The organism is Pantoea sp. X-Soil-TKNS-1280 (genome assembly GCF_059730475.1).
The window spans coordinates 2686535-2704535 of sequence record NZ_AP035962.1; the positions used below are offsets into that span (position 1 = coordinate 2686535).

Here is an 18001-nt window from a genome sequence, read left to right on the forward strand (position 1 = left end):
TTATGCTTTCCGTGGGTTATGTAATGTCAGGCTTTGTCGAAATGCGTTCCAGCGCACAGCATCCTCTTCGCTGAAGGGCCGAAGGGCGGAGAGGGTAAAAACCATCAGGGTACGGGTTCCGGGTACTTCGGCGGCCAGTTGCTTTTGCCATAGTGCCTGGCCATTGCGTTCGTAAGCAGTTTCCACTTCGATGGCATCCAGAGCATGGTCTGCGCCAGCGGTGACATGGGCGAACGCGCTCTGATGGATTTCCCCCATCTGCTGACGCAACGCATCCCATTGATGCTGAAACTCCTGTTGAAAGTCGCTGCCTTCCGGGATAGGACCACGGCTGACAATCAGCGCAAGGCCACTGGCCTCATCACGCAGGATATTCATGGTGGTATCCTGCCAGGCAGCAGGAAACAGGGAAAATGCGCCCTCGTTGAATTGGTAGTGCATGTTGGTTATCCGTTCTGGGGGTTTAAATCGGGTATAGAGGCGAGAGGTTTCGCCATATTTTTCGCTGCGAGTTGCTAAAGGTGGTTTGATTAATTCTTAGCCTGTGCGATTTAGCGTTTGGAAAGAATGTGGTGTAGGAGTAAAACAACAATCGGGGTCTTCAAGCAATTCCCAGGAAAGTTTTCCATCTTTTTTAAGAGTAATTCTGGCTTTGCGTTTGTCTGGTTCGCCCCCTGTAGAGGGAAACCACACAATGGCCGAGGAACCTTTTATAACTCCGTGCAAGGGATCTGACTCGCCAATCGCCGGACAATCAATCTGATCACCGCCATCCATATAACAGTAGGTTCCGGTGATCTCGTTGCCTGTTTGTTTTAAGGTCAGTGATAAAGAAATTTGCTCCCCCCGTTCTCCTCGCCAGATACCGCTGAAAGGGGCGGGTATTTCTAATTCATCAGCTCTCTCGGCGGTCATCTTTAGATTACAGCTTTCACCGACCAGCAACGCCAGCGTGCCACCTGCTTCAGAGGTAATCCATGCATTACAGTTTGCATCGCGGTACTTCAACCATAGCCGCTGTGATTCCACAAAAGATTTTTTGGTATCACCATCATGTGATGCCAAGAAAGTTTTGTAGTTTTTATTTAATCTCGCATCCTGTTTGATGATTTCATCGTTATAACAGTCACGCATCGCAACGGTAATTCCGTTTGAATTGGACATGCATTTTTTGAAAACAGGAGTGAAACTTTCCTCACTGGCCTTTGCTGCATGGAAGGGTAGAGATAAAAATACAGTCACCAATAATGTAAACTTATCAAGTCTCATTCACTCATCCTTGTATTAATTGCTGATAATTTTTCAGATCATTTAAAAACCGCTACCAGTTGTCAAAGTGGGCATATTTCTAGCTTACCCACTTTGAAATAAATCAACACAGAGTGTTAAATGCAATCTTTCACTCTATGAAATATTGAAATAGTTCAAAATTAAACCATCATAAAATCACGATGGACATTAAAAATCTCAATAAAATAATTATCACCATATAAAAACATGATATTATAATAAAAATCACAACCTACTTTTTTCACTCAACTATTCATCATAATTCGGTGCGATGCCTTTATGCGTTTCAATTAGTCTATTTTTTTTAACCCAACCAGTTACTTGATCATCATCAGCAACATACATTACCCTATAAAAATCCCCATATTCAACATATGCAATCAGATCGTTACCAGGAATAACAAAAGTCCCTTTCATTATACACTTCGTATCAGGTGCGGAATAAAACTGCAACCTCCCTTGCCCACCAACCTTATAAAGGTTATCTGTATTATCAAAGCGAACACCTTGAGAAATTCCTGTTTTATCAGCTTCCTGGCAGTAGACGCTTGCTGATGACGTCAACGGGAGCAAAACAAGTAACAACCCAAAAAACTTTATCATATCATCCCTCGACTTTTCATAATGTCGATTAACTTCTTAGCATAATTAGGATCTGTTGCATAGCCTTTAGCTTGTAAACCTTTAGCCCAGTCGACCGGATCCGTTGAATGGAACAGACTACTATAACGCGGATTCTTTATCAGAAACTGAGCATGCTGTTCAATGCTTTCATCTATAGAATCATAGCTAGCAAATTTATCCAACACTTGTACTCTCTTACCATTAATATTCTCATGAGTCCATGTCTCCACATAGTTAGGCGATCCATGAGCTTTTATACCAAAAAGATTGTTACTAACTTTTTTGGTTTTTTCATCAACAGGTACAAGTGTTCCCCAGTTTGATTCAAGAATTGCCTGAGCTGTAACAATTTCGGCTGGAATTCCTGTTTTCTTCTCGATAGCCTTCGCTGCGGAATTTACTTTATCAAAAAAGACTTGTTTTTCGAGTGGTAAAGGACGTCTTTTCCCAGCCGGCTTACTACCGGCAGATTTTGCAACAACCGCTCTTAACTTCAGAGGGTTAGGTCCCTCCGCCTTATCCCCCTTTTTTGCCGGGAATAGATTCGTCACCGCCTCCGTAATATTCTGCTTATGGCTGCTTCCCGGCGCACCTGTTCCGGGCTGTGCACCTGCGGTATTCAGGTTAAGTTTGCCGCCCGATGTGGTGATATTTCCGTCACCCTGCACGAAGAGATTAAACCCTTTGCCGACGATATTGATCTGCCCATTGGCGTTCAGTTCTATCGCGCTTTCACCGCATTCCAGCCGCAATTTTGTGCCCGACCCCAGCACATAAGTTTCTACCGCCGCATCGATTTTGCCTTTGCCGGTCAGCAGTTCTTCACCGCCTTTCACACCATGTACACGATTGGTTTCAACCCGGTAGAGCTCATTAACGCCGACGTAGTGGCTGTGGTTGTTGGCGACAGTATGGGTGGCGTCATTTTTGACGTTGGTATCCATATTCTTTTGCGCCTGAATCCACAGCTGTTCCTCGCCTGCCTTGTCCTCAAAGCGCAGCGCATTGGCGGTGTCTGCGGTGCCGTCTTTAGTCCGGCTGAGGAAGCCCATCTGGGTTGCCGCCGCTGGCAGCGCCCACGGTGGCATGCTCGCCTCGTTATAAACACGACCAATGATCAGTGGGCGGTCCGGATCGCCGTTGATGAAATCCACCACCACTTCATCACCCACGCGCGGGATTTGTACCCCGCCGAATCCCTGACCCGCCCAGGCGCTGGAGACGCGTACCCAGCACGAACTGGTATCGTCACCTTTTGCCAGCCGGTCCCAGTGGAACTTCACCTTCACCCGACCATAACGATCGGTCCAGATCGACTCGCCTTTTGGTCCCACCACTTTTGCCGTCTGCGGGCCATGCGTTTTCGGCCAAGCCGTGCGGGGCGGTGTTCGGTAAGTAATTGATGCCGGGAGCACGGTAAAACGGATGTTGTGCGTAGTGGTCACATCCCCGCTGGCGTAGCTGTTTTCCTCGAAAGAATATTCGGCTGTTACTGTCAGATATTTGCCGTTGTCGCTGAAGTGCGGCGCATTGAGCAGCCCGAAGGTGTAGCCCGGTGCAATACCCGTCGCCGTCCCCACTCCGCTGATGCTGTGGTGCTCCACCTCCCACACCTCCTGGCGGATGCGGGTGTAAAACTCACCGTGGCTGTGATCCACAAAGTGCCCCGGCCAATCATAAACATCCACGGAGCCGGGACTCGGTGCCACCGGATTCTGGCGTGCCTGTAACATCCAGGCGTTTGGCTTGCGGAAATCATAATCGTCGGTGCTGTACATCCCTGGCGTGACGCTCTCCGCAAGTGACCACTGGCTGATGCCCTCTTCCGTCACACTGCCGCCCGACGGCGCAACGTGGTAAGGGATGGTTTCATAACCGCTGAAGGGTTGATGCTGATCCGCCGCGTCGCACAGCACCAGGGTGTGTTTATCGGCCTCGTGGCGGAACCAGAAGTAAATGCCTTCCAGCTCCATCAGACGGCTGATAAAGGCATAGCTGCTTTCCTGGTACTGCACACAGTAATCCCAGACCCGATAGCTACTGCTGAGCCGCGACTCCACATTGACGCTGTACTCCTTCAGTAACGTCTGCACAATCTGTGGCACCGTCTGGCTCTGGAAGATGCGCAGGTTACGATCGCGCCTCATCGGCCACAGGTCCGGCTCCACTGTCAGAGCATAAACCGCGTAACGGGTACCGTTTAGCTCCTCGTTGCGTACCGCCACGCGGGTGATTTTACCGTTGATATAGCGCGTACTCAGCAGATGCTCTGTCGGTAGCGTAAAGGTGATCGGTTTTCCCAGCAGAGACTGACGATCGATGCGCGCATCGGTGGCAAGCAGCTCCGCGTCCAGGGCAAATGATTCCGAGAAGGCTTCGGACCCGTTGAGTTTCCAGAACAGCAAGCCCTCCATGGGCAGCTGAACGGTTATGCGTGAAAACATAAGCAAATCCCTTGTAGTTAGCTATGTGGATCGAGCAGCCAGACGCCTTCATCACCGATGGTCAGCGTCTGTTCACGTGCGCCATGCTGGCTATGAATGGAGAATGTGTAATGACCCGGTGCAAGCTGCAATGCAGCGAAGCCATTGGCAGCCGGTACCAGCGCCTGTTGTTTACCATTCACCTGCACCTGTTCGCCCGGTTGTAACCTGATATACACCTGCGCGACCGGTGCAGGCGGCGGTGCTGGTTGTGCTTCACGTGGTGCCGTTGGTGGTTCTGCCGGTGTTGCGGGTTGTTGCTGAACCGCAGGTGCCGCACTGGCCGTGGCGACCGGAGGAGATTCCGGCTGTGACTGAGCCTGTACATCATCATCACCGCCTCCGGCCACCAGCAGGCCAACACACAAACCCAGCACCACACCTGCCGCCACCAATCCCGGTAGCGCGAAACGATGACGCAGCAAGGCTTTAACCGGCGAAAGAGGTACCGCTTCTTCCTCTACTTCCTCAACCGGTACCAGCATGGTCCCTGGCCCACTGACGTTGGCGGCGTGCGGGGTCTCTGCGTTGCTTTCCGGCAATGCCATCAGTTCAGCGAAGGCATCGATACTTTGCGGACGGTCTTCTGCTTTCAGCGCCAGAGCCGCATCGACAGCGTTGAGCAGCGCCGGGGAGAATCCTGCTGGACGACGCTGGGCCAGCGGCTGGTAGTTATCTTCGATGCTACGCACCACGCTTACCGGCGGTGGCGCGCCAGTGATCAGGGTATGCAGCACTGCGCCCAGCGCATAGATATCTGTCCAGGCCCCCTGCTCGCTTTCATCGTTGTCGCTGTACTGCTCAATCGGCGCATAACCTGGACGCAGCATGGTTTCGCTTTCGTCAGACAGGTTACTGATGGTCTTACGTGCCGAACCGAAATCCAGCAGCACCGGTTCGCCGTTACTCTGGATCTGGATGTTATCCAGCGAAATATCGCGGTGCAGATAACCCGCATCATGAATGGTTTTAATTGCCCCCAGCAGTGGTGGCAGCAGACGACGGATCCATGCTTCATCAATCTGTTGTGGATTGCGCGCACGCACGATGGAGAGCGTGGTACCACTGTAAAACACCGTGCCCATATAGGCCGTGTCGTTTTGTACCCAGAAGCGCAGCACATGCAGCAGGTTAGGATGGTTGAAACGCGCCAGCAGCCTGGCTTCCTGGATAAAACTGTTCAAACCCGCTGCGAACGTTTTGCTAAAGCGCTCGCTGCGCAGTACCAGATTCAGCCCTTCGCTGCGCACCGCCAGCGAGGCAGGCATAAATTCTTTAATCGCGATGTCACGTTCCAGCTGATGATCCCAGGCGCGATAGACAATGCCAAAGCCGCCACCGCCGATGACTTCCTTAATTTCAAACTCATTGAATCGGTAACCCAGCGGTAATGCGTTGGGTACATTGAGGTGATTATCGTGTTCCGACATAGACGAAAACTCTCTGATAACGAACGGCTTTAGACATCAAACTGGCAGACAAACTCGCCCTGTTCACAGCGCACCTGTACCCGGCGATAACGTTCATCACGGGCATGGGCGCTGAGCAACATCTGGCTCATTTGCGGCAACAGAGTATTGGTGAGAATGGCATCAACCATGCGGCCACCGGATTCCACTTCGGTGCAACGCTGCACGATCTGACTGACGACGGAATCCTCAATGTCCGCTTCAATGCCGTGGTTCTCTGCCAGACGACGCACGATACGCGTCAGCTGCAAGCGAACAATCTCCGCCAGCATCGCATCACTCAGCGGGTAATAAGGCACTACCAGCAGGCGTCCCAGCAGAGCCGGTGGGAAGACCTCCAGCAATGGCTTGCGTAATGCCGTGCTCAGCGTGTCAGGTGCGGGTAGCAGTTCCGGATCGGCGCACAGCGCGCTGATCAGCTGCGTACCGACATTGGAAGTCAGAATGATGATGGTGTTACGAAAATCGATATGGCGTCCTTCGCCATCCTCCATCCAGCCTTTATCGAACACCTGAAAAAATAATTCGTGCACATCGGGATGTGCCTTCTCGATTTCATCCAGCAGCACCACGCTGTAAGGACGGCGGCGCACTGCTTCGGTCAGCACGCCACCTTCGCCGTAACCGACGTACCCCGGAGGCGCACCTTTTAACGTGGAGACGGTGTGCGCTTCCTGGAATTCGCTCATATTGATGGTGATGACGTTTTGTTCACCGCCATACAGGGATTCCGCCAGCGCCAGGGCGGTTTCAGTTTTCCCTACCCCCGACGGACCACACAGCATAAACACGCCCACCGGTTTATTCGGGTTATCCAGCCGGGCGCGTGCGGTACGAACCCGTCTGGCAATCAGATCCAGACCATGACGTTGACCAATCACTCGCTGATTCAGGGTATCTGCAAGGTTCAGTACTGCATCTATCTCATTCTTCACCATGCGTCCCAGTGGGATGCCTGTCCAGTCCGAGACCACGGCTGCAACCACGCTGGCATCCACCGCAGCAAACAGCAGCGGTTCTTCCCCCTGGAGCGCGCGCAGTTGCTGCACGGTGGCGTCCAGTTCGCTGCGCAGCGTCGCCTCCCCCTCACTGACACAACGTGCCCGTAAGGCGATCAATTGATTAACCAACTCCCGCTCCTGCTGCCAGCGAGCCGTGAGCGCATCGCGGGTGGCAGACAGCTCAGCATACAACACCGCAATTTCCTGCTGACGCCCAGGGGCACCCAACCCGACTTTAGCCTCGCGTTCGGCGATTTCCGCTTCGATATCAAGCGCAGCCAGGCGATGCAGACAATCTTCCAGTGCGGCGGGCTGCGCCCCCTGGCTGACCGCCACACGTGCACAGGCGGTATCCAGCAGTGCGACAGCTTTATCCGGCAGCTGGCGTGCCGGGATATAGCGATGGGACAGCTTAACCGCCGCGCTCACCGCCTCATCCAGCAGCAATACCTGATGATGTTTTTCCAGCGCACTCACGGTACTGCGCAGCATCTGGATGGCTTTCGCCTCATCCGGCTCCTGTACCTGTACCGTCTGGAAACGGCGGGTCAGCGCCGGGTCCTTCTCAATATATTTTTTGTATTCGGCCCAGGTGGTAGCACCGATAGTTCGTAGTTGCCCGCGCGCCAGCGCCGGTTTCAGCAGGTTTGCTGCGTCGCCGGTGCCCTGCTGACCGCCCGCACCGACCAGCGTATGGATCTCATCCACAAACAGCACAATCGGCGTCGGGCTGGATTGCACCTCGTTGATCAGCGCCTGGAGCCGCGCCTCAAACTCGCCTTTCATCCCGGCACCGGCCTGTAACATGCCTATGTCCAGTAGCCATAGCTGTACATCGCGCAGCGGTGCAGGGACATCGCCTGCCGCAATACGCAACGCCAGCCCCTCAACGACCGCCGTTTTCCCGACACCGGCTTCACCGGTCAGCAGCGGATTGTTCTGGCGGCGACGCATCAGGATATCCACCATCTGGCGGATCTCTTCATCACGCCCCGTCACCGGATCGATCGCCCCACTGCGCGCCCGGGCGGTGAGGTCCTGCGCGTACTGCGCCAGGGTGCTGCTACCAGCCGCCGCGGGTGCGGAGACATCTGGCTGCGTCAGTGCCTGCTGCACTTCCTTACTATTGCTGAGTAAGGTGTCGAACTGCTCCAGCAGCACGTCGGCATTAATTCGCGCAAACTGCGATGAAATGCCTTTCAGCACGCTGGCGAGGTTGAAGGTTTTCAGCATGCCGATCAGCAGATGCCCGCCACGGATGCGTGTTGCACCGTATTTTAGCGAGGCGTAAACCCAGGCGCGTTCTACCGCGCTGTCGATGTGTTCGGCAAGATCGGAGACGGAACTGGCACCGCGCGGCAGGCGATCCAGTGCCGCCACGATATCCCGCGTCAGCGCGTTTTCATCCAGTGAAAAGTGGCTGATTATCTGCTGTAAATCCCCCTCCTGCTGCTGCATCAGCTGGTGCAGCCAGTGCACCAGTTCAACATAGGGATTGCCGCGCAGCTTGCAAAAGGCGGTGGCGCTTTCCAGCGAGGAAAATAACAGCGTGTCCAGTTTACCGAATAACACGGCTCGGCTGATTTCAGACATATCGGGTCCTGTAATATGAAGAAGCTGGCTATGTGGCAGGGAAAAGGGGTTGGGCTAGAGCGAAGCAGCCTCAACCTCAAAAACGAAATCTTCGCGATCGACAGGCTGGTCGGGTTGTCCCAGCCAGCTGGTATAACCCAGACGGGCATTGCCCCCTAAAGTCACGCCGTTGACATCTTCAGCCGCAAGAATCAGGCTGAGATCCCATTGCATTTCGATGCCGAGATAATGGCGCACCCAGTCGCGCACCTCACATGCTCCTTTCCCGTCGGGCAGGAAATGCGCATATTGTGCAGCGCTAAGCGGGCCAAAACGCAGACGGAAGCGATGCTGAACATCACGCACCGCGATCCCAAGAAAGGCGGACTCTCCCAGACGAGGCATCTGCCTTCCGGCACCGAGGCGGGCCTGGTCGCGGTGATCCAGCGTCAGCCATTGCGGTACGTTTTGCTCCATCGTCACTGGCACACCAAAATAGAGGCGCAGAATGCGTTCTAAACCTTCTGCATCGTGTCCGTGGCGGCTGAGATGGCCCACCAGCATCAGTCGGGCATGCAGGCTGAGCGAACTGGCCTGCTGCTGCGCCGGAAAACCAATGCCCGCCAGACACGCCAGATAATCCTGAAAGCGTTTATCGTCACCGCGATCCAGCGAGGCGGTCGGCTGTGCATCAGCCCATGCACGATAAAACAGCAGCGTGGCACGATGGTGGAACAGGTCGGCAAAAGCTGAAAGGCTGTGATCCTGATGATGGCTGATGCGCTCGCGCACGTATTCAGTCAGATGCGTCGGGAGCGGACCATTCGGGCCAAACAGACCAAAACTGTAGATCGAGACTTCATGACGTCCATCCTCTTCGCGCTCGCTGACTTTAGCTAGCGTCGCCGGGGCAAACGCCAGTGAAGGCGTCTGGCCGAGACGGACGGCTTCGAACTTCGGCAGTGGCGCACGCCCCAGGCTATAACGCTGACCACTCTGCGCATTCAGCCTGCGCAACAGCTGGAAAAGATCGTAGCGCCAGGGCGCAGCCATCACCGCCTGCCAGAAATCATCAGGCAGACGACTGGCACTCTGCAGCGGAATAACCTGTGCGACATCACTCATAGCAGTGCCTTCTGACCCATACGTGGCGGCCAGTAACCCATTTCGCCCCGTTGCTGGCTGCTCAGGGTCAATTCGGTAAAGCTGTTGAGCGCCACCAGCCGCGAAAAGACACGCTCCAGCACGCTGCCAAACAGCCATGGGCTGGCACCGGAGAACACCTGCTCATCCACCTCCAGCGCGATACTCACGCCGCGAGCAAACACCACCGGCCCCGGTTCAGGGACACGACGATGCACCGCCTTCAGCTGGCAATGGCGGATACCTTCAATCTGGCGGGCCACCGGTGCCTCAGCCAGATTTGCATACAGGCTGAGTAACTGACGCAATGCAGCAGCACCTTCGCCGTCAGCGCTGTCCATCAGGCTGAGGTAGTTCATTTGCAGATGGCTAATCAGCCGCCAGGAGGATAACCCTTCAGCCAGCGCCGGACGCGGCGGCGTTGGCCCTTTACATAGCGTCAGCTGGCTTACCGGGATAGAGTCCGGCATGACGAAGTTGCCCTGCTCCTGTTGCAGCAACATCAGCGGTAAATCACGGCTGGTGCACATCACTTCAGCGGAGAAGAAACGCATGTCATCCCGCCACGGCGAATGATGTTCATCAACCAGTGAGAGAAAAACTTCAGAACCGATATAGCCGGTGCGGGTGCCGTAACGTTGCGCATGTTCCGAGAGGGTGCGCTGCTCACGACGCAAAGAAAAGTACGCGCCGTAGTCGCCGCTATCCGGGCTGAAAGTGCTCCAGAACGGGCGGAAAACCTGTTCCTCGCGTTGTCCTTCTACCGTGGCAAACAGTCGCTGTACCGAGTACACCTCGTAATCCAGCGGGCGGATATTGTCTACCACCAGATGATATTCGTGCTGGCTGTCGCTGACTTTCAGGCGCTCAGCCGTTTTCGGAAACAGATTAATCACCGGTGTGCAGTGCAGCGCAAGATGGTTGCTATCCACCACACTTTCCAGCTCAGGGTCGGCCTTATCGAGCAAAATGATGATGTCGAATGCCTGTGCTTTGTGGCATCCCGCCAGAAACGACGCCAGCTGGTGCAGGCTGATAAACTGAAAACGCGCCGGAAAGGCAAAATATTCCTGCAACAGCCGATAGCCATCGAAATTGCGCAAATCATCCGGCAACAATGCCTGCTCCGGTGCAAAGCCCTGCTGTTGCAGCGCACTGTCCGCCAGCACCAGGCGCTGCGGTTGGGCCTCCACCGATTGCAGCAGGATGCCAACCCGATGCTGCATCAACAGTTCCAGTAACTTCAGTGCCTGAATATCCGGCCCGCTGAGGTATAGCATCAAATCATCAAGCTTCAGCTGGCTGAGAGAGGAAACACCCTCGCACTCAATACGCACCCGTAATGCGCTACTGGCACCACGTCCGCTGAGTTTCAGTTCACCCAACGGGATATCACCCGGGACGCCACCCAGTGACACCTCACTGATGCGTAAGGGATGGAGCATCACGTCGTGCGCCGTGGTGTAGCTGCAGGTGACGCCGGATTTTTTCAGGCTCTGGCTTTCCATCATGGTGCCGCGTGGCACCAGAAAGCCGTTGCTGATATCCCCTTTACGGCTGTCCGGCGTTAACTGAGCTATCGCCATCGAAGGTGTTGGCGCCAGATAACCCGGTGCGATCATTTCCAGCAGCCGCTGCGAGAAGCGTGGGAACTCTGCATCCATTTTCAGCTGCACGCGGGAGGTGAGAAACGCGAACCCCTCCATCAACCGTTCAACATAAGGATCAGCGACATCAATGCCGCGCATCCCCAATCGCCCCGCTACTTTGGGGTAATGGGCAGCAAACTCCGCTCCCATTTCGCGCAGATAGGCAAGCTCACGGTTGTAGTAGTCGAGCAGTTTACTGTCCATGATTACCCCGCATCCTGTAGTTCGAAATGGCCGCTTTCAAGATCCACCTCGGTACGGAACAGAAACTCCAGCGGATAAGGTACGCACCACAGGCGACCTTTGATCTCCAGTGACAACACGTTGTGCAGATCGAGAGAAGTCAGGTCGCTGACGCAACGCACCTGCAAACCCTGCGGCAGGATACGGGGTTCAAAATGCAGGATGGCATCAGTCATTTTGCGCTGGACATCCTCCCATTCGATATCGGACATATTTTGCCCGGCCAGCGGTGCGACGCCGAAATTCCACACCGAGCGCTGCACATGGGTAAAGCAGTCGAGATCCTGCTGCGCTTCGTTGTTGATGGTGTTAAACAGCCACTGCAAATCACGCAGCACATGGCGACGCAAAGTACTGTGGCTGATCAGGATACTGTTGCCAGGTTCCGTGCGTTTGTCGGGGGCATCATCGGTCAGACGATCCAGCAGCGATGATTGCAACTTGTCACGCGAAGTGAGGGTGTCGCGATTTTTACGCGCACGATAGCCGCCATGCAGCTGGGCATAGCCGTCCTGTTGCGCAGGATAATCACGGCTCATAAGACGACTCGACGAGATCGAACGTGAGGCGCTGCAGCGCCAGCAGCGGATATTCAGCGCTGTCGCTCAGCCAGACTTTCTGACCGTGACCAATAAACTGGCTGTCGTCATTACCCAGCGGTTGCCATTCGGTGACGCTGCTACGCAGCCAGCGCTCTTCAGGCGTTGCCGTGAGAGGATAACGCACCGGAAGCTGACAGACCTGCTCGCTGCCATCCACCAGTTGTATCCGCGTGTGACGCCATACCAGATCCGTCACGCTGGTCGGTGCCTGAAACTGCATTTCACGAATGGCGGCAAACGGAATCCAGTAATAACGCCCGTTAACCAGCGCCTCACAAACCGGACCAAAACGGCTGTCACCATCCATCAACCAGGGGAAATCCATCTGCTGGTCCTGCTGCTCCAGCGAACCTGGATTCGCGGCAGCGTTTTCCAGTGCCTGCTGACGCAGTTCGGTGCCATGTGCAACATCTCCGGCAATGTCAGCCTGCAACGCAGCCAGCAAGGTTTCACACCACATCCAGGCACTGCCCGGCAGGTGTGGCTGAGCTTCACCCTGCAATACCGCAGCGCGCTGTTGTTCACCGGCAATCGCCTGTTGCAGCAGCGTGACCGTCGGTTGCGCCTGCGGGGTCAATGCCAGCCAGGATTGCAGCTGGGTTTGCGCTCGCGTCCAGTTGCCAGCCAGACACAGCAGTTGAACAAAGGCAGCGCGCAAATCGGCATCAGCCGGATTCGCCTGGATCTGCGCCGTAATGCTGGCAAGATTTTCCGCCAGTGATGCGGTAGCCAGACGCTGTTGTAACCTGTCCATGCATGCTCCTTTGCGTTAGTTAACGGTGCGATAAACGGCAGCAGCCGGATCTTTCAGTTCCGGATGCAATTGTTCCACCAGCAGGATTTTCAGCGGTAATGCACTGTTCAGCCACGGCGACCAGACTTTGCGGACTTCCTGCAGCCGGGCGCGTAATGCGCTTTCATCCGCAGCATCGCTGGCTGGCATTTGTACCACCACCTGATCAGGTGCCTGCCAGCCGTTAAACTGCGGGCTAAACGGCAATACCAGCCAGCTTTCTGGTGATTTCTCGTTACTCAGCACCATGCGCTCACGGTTGACCGTGGTAATGGTCAGTTCACGGGGTGAGGGTTTGCTATTCAGCCCGGCAACCGGAAATCCCTGCAGGAAGGTGACTTCCACCGATTTTGCTGCGCCATTCCCCATCTGTGTCAGGGTGCTGTGACCACTCAGCCAGCCATCCTGAGCGCAGACCAGTCCCTGTTTCGACGGGACAAAAATCGCGCTGGATTGTGCCGGTTGAGTCCACCAGGTACGGAAATGGCACCCATCCAGCAGACTGAATTGCTGCCAGGGCGTGGTATCCGCAGGGGGTGAACTGAGCACCGGTGCCGGTGCTGGGGCAGCAACGGGCGGCGGTGGCGTGGTGACGGGCTGCCAGTTCTTCGTCTGCTCGGCACTGCCCTCTGCCAGCGCGTTACCTTGCTCATCCTCCAGCTGCCAATGCAGCTGTTGCAGCGACTTACACTGGGAAGCCATCAGCCCCGCCACTCGCGGCAGGAATCCATCCAGTACCGCTGCATTCTTTTCACCTTTGGTGACGATGCGCAGATCCACACTCTTCTGGCACCAGCTTGCCAGCTGGTTATCTTTTACGTCATCAATCCAGACATCCAGTTTCTGTGCCGGGGACTGAACAATGCGATAGTTCTCTGCAAAAGCGTGTGTGCTCAGCAGCAACGCAGCCAGACCCAGTAATCCATATTTCATGTTGGCGTTCTCAATCGCGAAGAGGGAAAAACTGCGCCGCATCTGACAGCGAGTGCAGTAAGGTGGTGTCCTGAGGTGAACCAACCCAGACAGCCAGCGCACTGAAATTATCCTGCTGGCCTTTTTCCGGTTGGTCGTTTCTGATGATTTGTTGCATCAGCGTCAGCCACTCCTGTGGCGTGTTGACCATATGCAACGATTGCTGCATCTGCTCCAGCGTGACGCCGTGCCAGAATCCATCGGTGCACAATAAAAAGGCGTCACCATCTTCAATCTCCACCACATCGCTATAGCTGGCATCACGCTGTTCATCCCCCATACCAAGGGCAAAATAAAGCAAGTTGGTATTGATACCTTCCGTCTGATGGCCAGCATCTTTCATTTGCTGGACCAGGCTGTGATCGGTCGTGACGTGATACAGATAACCGCGCCGAAATAAATAAAGGCGGCTATCTCCGGCATGTGCCCAGTAGGCCAGCTCGTAATCACGATCGATAAACAGGCTGACCAGCGTCGTACCCATGCGACTGTGCTCGCTGCTGGCTTTCTGCTGCTGGCGAATCGCGTGATTGGCGTGATTAACATAATTGCGGATGGACTGTGCATTCAGGTGGCTATCACCGTTGAAAGCATCCATCAGGCTGCTGCGGGCGATGGTGGCCGCCACCTCGCCGCCGGGAAAGCCCGCTACGCCGTCACAAACGACAAAGCAGGCTGAACGTTCACCGATGATTTCACCGGTCTGATCCTGATTGCTGGCGCGGTCGCCCTGATTCGACGTGGAAGCAATGGTGATATTCATGCGTCATCCGTGTGGGTTTGTGAGTCTTTGTACTGATTAACTTCCATGTCATAGGCGTGCAGGAAGGCTTCGCCGAACAGGGTGTGGAAGTCGTCTTCGATTTCTCCGGCTGTTTCGCCGTAACGCTCAACAAAATGTTCCCACAATGCCGCCTTGCGACTGCCGGGCAGCCCCAGACGCGATACCGATCCCGCCTGACGCGCCTCTTCTTCCAGCTGATCCGGGTTAAAGGATTGCAGCATCGACGCGATAATGGCGCGGATTCCGGCGATCATTCCCAACTGATGCGCCTGCAAATCGATCAGTGCATCACGCACCGCCTGACGGGGTGGCATAAAGCCGGGCATGCGGCTGCCAAACATTTGCATCAGCACCGTTTTACCCGAGGGCAGCAATTTGAAGGGGTTGTTGGCGTCGTCGAGAATCACCGTCATATCCGCTTTTACGCCACGCTTCAGAATCGAACGTGAAGAGAGCAGCGCCACCGTCCCCTGTGAGAACATGCTGAGCATCTGACCAAACTGGCGCATCTGTTCACGATCGAACTGCGGCGTGGGCTGTAAATCCTGCAACCCCATGCCTTCCAGCAAGGCATCCAGCAATTCGCCTTTTAATGCGTCGCCACTGCTCTGGGCTGAAGCACCGTTCTGGCTGCTGGAGGCCACCGGGTCAATACGCAGACGACCTTTCGGTATCGGTGATGGCGTGCGTTGTACCGCCTGCGGTGTCGGCAGGGTGATGCCGCCGTATTCAACCTGGCTTGCCGGGCTCGCTTCGGCTGCCTCCTCAATTAAAGGCACGGGTTCGGATGCAGGTTGTGTTTCGGTGTCGTCAAACAGCGGTGAACTGCTCAGATCGGCCAGTTTGACATCTGAGGTTTCTTCCTCCGGTTCGGGTGGAATAATGCTGGCAGATTGCGCTAATTGTGGCTCCGGTTGTGCCAGTGGAACGGCCCCCCCCATCATCAGGCCGAGGGGATCGTCATGAATACGAGGATCGGGAGCGCTCTGGCTGCCAAACAGGCTGAGCGGGTCCAGTTCCGCGGGCTTCGCTTCTGGCGGTGCCGCTGCAACGACGCTTTTCTGCCCTGCCAGCGCGCTCGGCGTTGCATCGTCGAAAATACTGTCCTGGGCGAACAGGGCATCACCGGCATCAAACAGGCTGTTATTTTTAGGCTGCTGGCCAATATCCAGCGGGGCATCATTAATCAGCGCGGCCAGCGGGTCTTCCGGGTTACGATCGGGCGATGCGGGGGCCGTCAACGGGTTCACTTCCGGCGCGGCGGGTGCCACTTTGTTTGGCTTCGAGAGATCATCGGAGATGGAGAACTCCTTCGCCAGGCTATCCCAGATCTCACTCGGGATCGCAGCGGTACTGCTACTCGCTGCAGCGGGTGGTTCATCAGCAATCACAGCAGGTTTGGTCACCGACTGGGATGGGGCCTTCGGTGGTTGAGCGGGTTGCTGTGCGTTAATATCATTAACCAGCAGCTGATAGTCATCAATGCCGAGAATATCGCCGTCCTGTAATTCCACCTGTCGCCCACGTTCCAGCGGAATATCGTTCAGCATCACACGCGTGACGTTGCCGCGATTCGTCAGGCGACATTCACCGTCAGCGGTAATATGGACAATGGCCTGTAAACGGGAGATGGTCCGGTCGTCATCGGGTAACACCAGGTTGTTATCAACACCACGACCAATGGTGCCACCAGGTGGTAAGAAGTCAAAAAGGGCTTGCGGCGGCTGATGGCCGGGTTTAGTCGTTATTATCGTAAAGCGCATAACGGATTCCTGCGGTTAGCTGTTCGGCATCTATATTGCGCACCTCTCGGAGGAAAGGGGCGGGATATAGGGAGCTGATTTTTGAGGCACGGAGATTTAATGAGTGTTGTAGCAATGACATAAAATGTTTAACACTCCCAAAAATCACTTCATAACACCTGAATCCTGAGCTATGACATTGTCATTTTCGGTTATGATATAGTCCCAAACATCATTTCCTTTCAGGCTGGGATAAAATGCATAATTATATTTTCCATTTTCAAAACCATATCCCTGAAAATCACATACATCAGGGCAATTGGTATTGATCGTTGCGCCTTTTAGTTCAATAAAACTATTATCTTTTAAGTTTGTTGATTTTAGAAAGACTTTATCGCAGGTTAAATTACCTTCATCACAATCATACTCAATCACTGCTTTAAATTTCACCCCGTGAAAATTTAAGATAGATTTTGCGTAAGTGACACTTGAAAAGGCAATGATAATTACAAATGGGAGTATGTATAGAGACATTTTATTGATAAATTCCCTTTTAGCTGTGACAGACTAAGCAGACCTGAATCAGATGATTTTCATCCCTGGCGGAACATAATGAAATACGGTTACCCCAGGCATTTCAGCAAGTCTAAAACTGGTGGCAGCAACTGAAAATCAGGGTGGCAAATCATAAAAAACATCGTATTTATTCACGACAATACCTACCACACCACTGTTGAGCTACTTCAGAAGAGAATTGGATATAAAACTTAATGCAACGGCAAGAAACAGCACCGTAAAACTGGCAACATTTAACTTATGCAAACTAAATATCCAGGAAATTCTGCTCAGCGGCTGATTTTTAACAAACAAGTTCGCTTCTTCACTCACGGATTCATTTCTATCCAGATAAATTTTCTTTCCGTGATAAACATCAACAAAATAAGCTATTTTATGCGCATTAAACATTGGACCAAGGAAAGATGCAAAATTCGTGATAATATCCAACTGAATACCGCGCTGTCTGAAATCACTCAATAAAGACTCGTACTTACTTTGATTTTTTTTGAAAACAAAATAAGCGACTAACTGTGAAGCGAAGGCAATAAAATATAACGCCAGAGATAAATATAGGAAAAAATCAGCCAATGTCATAATAACTCCTCCACCAACGCATTCAACATACCCTTTAAGATAAAAAGAGTATGATTTTTGGGGTAAGGGTTATTAATTTAATATATATGAAAAAACCACCAGAAAAACAGCAAAGACAGCTGTTAATAAATAAATGACTTTATAGAAATTGAGCAACTCCAACATCCAGTTTATTTTTTCATGAGGTTGTTTCTGAACGAAATCGTAAGCCTCTTGCTTAACATATTCTTTTTTCGAAAAACGCATTTTCACACCACGGTATAATCGAATAAAAAATGCGAGCTTTTGATAGTTTGCATAAGACCCCATAAATCCTGAAACTCTTGTTGTTAAATCCAACGGCAAGCCTGCTTGCTGATATTCGCTGACAAATTGATTATATTTTTCCTTGTTTCTTCTAAAAATAATCGCCGCATAAACATGCAAGACACCAATCAAAAAGAATAAAACTACGCAGCAATACATAAAAAAATTACTCATAT

The 18001-nt window shown here is 53.4% G+C and carries 16 protein-coding genes; all 16 read right to left on the reverse strand.

The genetic code is table 11. From position 1 onward, the window contains the following. The 16 genes from AC6I8X_RS12510 to AC6I8X_RS12585 all read right to left on the reverse strand — a co-directional run bounded on the left by AC6I8X_RS12510 (window position 1) and on the right by AC6I8X_RS12585 (window position 17999). Window positions 1–441: a DcrB-related protein gene (locus tag AC6I8X_RS12510; protein ID WP_313689467.1), complete on the reverse strand. Its 441-nt coding sequence runs from the start codon at window positions 439–441 to the stop codon at window positions 1–3. Window positions 442–537: 96 nt separating this feature from the next. Beyond that, window positions 538–1269, reverse strand: coding sequence for a lysozyme inhibitor LprI family protein (locus tag AC6I8X_RS12515; protein WP_497839893.1), 732 nt, complete (start codon window positions 1267–1269; stop codon window positions 538–540). Between the two features lie 270 nt (window positions 1270–1539). Further along, window positions 1540–1893: a hypothetical protein gene (locus tag AC6I8X_RS12520; protein WP_497839894.1), complete on the reverse strand. Its 354-nt coding sequence runs from the start codon at window positions 1891–1893 to the stop codon at window positions 1540–1542. After that, the gene (gene tssI / locus AC6I8X_RS12525; RefSeq protein ID WP_313689461.1) at window positions 1890–4358 is read right to left on the reverse strand and encodes a type VI secretion system tip protein TssI/VgrG; all 2469 of its coding nucleotides are present in this window, start codon (window positions 4356–4358) and stop codon (window positions 1890–1892) included. The genes AC6I8X_RS12520 and tssI overlap by 4 nt, the downstream gene beginning before the upstream one ends. A 17-nt stretch (window positions 4359–4375) precedes the next feature. After that, complete coding sequence (locus AC6I8X_RS12530; protein ID WP_497839895.1) at window positions 4376–5827, reverse strand: serine/threonine protein kinase; 1452 nt, start codon at window positions 5825–5827, stop codon at window positions 4376–4378. A gap of 29 nt (window positions 5828–5856) precedes the next feature. Continuing rightward, entirely contained in the window at window positions 5857–8460 is a 2604-nt protein-coding gene (gene tssH / locus AC6I8X_RS12535) for a type VI secretion system ATPase TssH (protein WP_497839896.1), read from the reverse strand. Window positions 8461–8514: 54 nt separating this feature from the next. Next, window positions 8515–9564: a type VI secretion system baseplate subunit TssG gene (gene tssG, locus AC6I8X_RS12540; RefSeq protein ID WP_497839897.1), complete on the reverse strand. Its 1050-nt coding sequence runs from the start codon at window positions 9562–9564 to the stop codon at window positions 8515–8517. Continuing rightward, on the reverse strand, window positions 9561–11435 hold the full coding sequence (gene tssF / locus AC6I8X_RS12545; protein WP_313688698.1) for a type VI secretion system baseplate subunit TssF: 1875 nt from the start codon (window positions 11433–11435) through the stop codon (window positions 9561–9563). The genes tssG and tssF overlap by 4 nt, the downstream gene beginning before the upstream one ends. 2 nt (window positions 11436–11437) lie before the next feature. After that, entirely contained in the window at window positions 11438–12013 is a 576-nt protein-coding gene (gene tssE / locus AC6I8X_RS12550; protein WP_313688700.1) for a type VI secretion system baseplate subunit TssE, read from the reverse strand. After that, window positions 12003–12830: a type VI secretion system accessory protein TagJ gene (locus tag AC6I8X_RS12555; RefSeq protein ID WP_497839898.1), complete on the reverse strand. Its 828-nt coding sequence runs from the start codon at window positions 12828–12830 to the stop codon at window positions 12003–12005. The genes tssE and AC6I8X_RS12555 overlap by 11 nt, the downstream gene beginning before the upstream one ends. Window positions 12831–12845: 15 nt before the next feature. Further along, window positions 12846–13802 carry a hypothetical protein gene (locus AC6I8X_RS12560; RefSeq protein ID WP_497839899.1) on the reverse strand — a complete coding sequence of 319 codons (957 nt, stop codon included), beginning with the start codon at window positions 13800–13802 and terminating at the stop codon, window positions 12846–12848. A gap of 10 nt (window positions 13803–13812) precedes the next feature. Further along, entirely contained in the window at window positions 13813–14604 is a 792-nt protein-coding gene (locus tag AC6I8X_RS12565; RefSeq protein WP_299449432.1) for a PP2C family protein-serine/threonine phosphatase, read from the reverse strand. Further along, a complete protein-coding gene (gene tagH, locus AC6I8X_RS12570; RefSeq protein ID WP_497839900.1) occupies window positions 14601–16388 on the reverse strand; it encodes a type VI secretion system-associated FHA domain protein TagH in 1788 nt (595 codons plus the stop codon). The genes AC6I8X_RS12565 and tagH overlap by 4 nt, the downstream gene beginning before the upstream one ends. A gap of 144 nt (window positions 16389–16532) precedes the next feature. Next, entirely contained in the window at window positions 16533–16901 is a 369-nt protein-coding gene (locus AC6I8X_RS12575; RefSeq protein WP_497839901.1) for a hypothetical protein, read from the reverse strand. Between the two features lie 204 nt (window positions 16902–17105). After that, complete coding sequence (locus AC6I8X_RS12580) at window positions 17106–17519, reverse strand: hypothetical protein (protein ID WP_313686154.1); 414 nt, start codon at window positions 17517–17519, stop codon at window positions 17106–17108. A 72-nt stretch (window positions 17520–17591) separates the two neighbouring features. Beyond that, window positions 17592–17999, reverse strand: coding sequence for a hypothetical protein (locus tag AC6I8X_RS12585; protein WP_497839902.1), 408 nt, complete (start codon window positions 17997–17999; stop codon window positions 17592–17594). Window positions 18000–18001 lie beyond the last annotated feature (2 nt).

What these genes read in the sequence shown, in the direction of transcription:
- AC6I8X_RS12510 (WP_313689467.1), bottom strand. Translation starts at nt 441, where the DNA reads ATGCACTACCAATTCAACGAGGGCGCATTTTCCCTGTTTCCTGCTGCC.
- AC6I8X_RS12515 (WP_497839893.1), bottom strand. Translation starts at nt 1,269, where the DNA reads ATGAGACTTGATAAGTTTACATTATTGGTGACTGTATTTTTATCTCTA.
- AC6I8X_RS12520 (WP_497839894.1), bottom strand. Translation starts at nt 1,893, where the DNA reads ATGATAAAGTTTTTTGGGTTGTTACTTGTTTTGCTCCCGTTGACGTCA.
- tssI (WP_313689461.1), bottom strand. Translation starts at nt 4,358, where the DNA reads ATGTTTTCACGCATAACCGTTCAGCTGCCCATGGAGGGCTTGCTGTTC.
- AC6I8X_RS12530 (WP_497839895.1), bottom strand. Translation starts at nt 5,827, where the DNA reads ATGTCGGAACACGATAATCACCTCAATGTACCCAACGCATTACCGCTG.
- tssH (WP_497839896.1), bottom strand. Translation starts at nt 8,460, where the DNA reads ATGTCTGAAATCAGCCGAGCCGTGTTATTCGGTAAACTGGACACGCTG.
- tssG (WP_497839897.1), bottom strand. Translation starts at nt 9,564, where the DNA reads ATGAGTGATGTCGCACAGGTTATTCCGCTGCAGAGTGCCAGTCGTCTG.
- tssF (WP_313688698.1), bottom strand. Translation starts at nt 11,435, where the DNA reads ATGGACAGTAAACTGCTCGACTACTACAACCGTGAGCTTGCCTATCTG.
- tssE (WP_313688700.1), bottom strand. Translation starts at nt 12,013, where the DNA reads ATGAGCCGTGATTATCCTGCGCAACAGGACGGCTATGCCCAGCTGCAT.
- AC6I8X_RS12555 (WP_497839898.1), bottom strand. Translation starts at nt 12,830, where the DNA reads ATGGACAGGTTACAACAGCGTCTGGCTACCGCATCACTGGCGGAAAAT.
- AC6I8X_RS12560 (WP_497839899.1), bottom strand. Translation starts at nt 13,802, where the DNA reads ATGAAATATGGATTACTGGGTCTGGCTGCGTTGCTGCTGAGCACACAC.
- AC6I8X_RS12565 (WP_299449432.1), bottom strand. Translation starts at nt 14,604, where the DNA reads ATGAATATCACCATTGCTTCCACGTCGAATCAGGGCGACCGCGCCAGC.
- tagH (WP_497839900.1), bottom strand. Translation starts at nt 16,388, where the DNA reads ATGCGCTTTACGATAATAACGACTAAACCCGGCCATCAGCCGCCGCAA.
- AC6I8X_RS12575 (WP_497839901.1), bottom strand. Translation starts at nt 16,901, where the DNA reads ATGTCTCTATACATACTCCCATTTGTAATTATCATTGCCTTTTCAAGT.
- AC6I8X_RS12580 (WP_313686154.1), bottom strand. Translation starts at nt 17,519, where the DNA reads ATGACATTGGCTGATTTTTTCCTATATTTATCTCTGGCGTTATATTTT.
- AC6I8X_RS12585 (WP_497839902.1), bottom strand. Translation starts at nt 17,999, where the DNA reads ATGAGTAATTTTTTTATGTATTGCTGCGTAGTTTTATTCTTTTTGATT.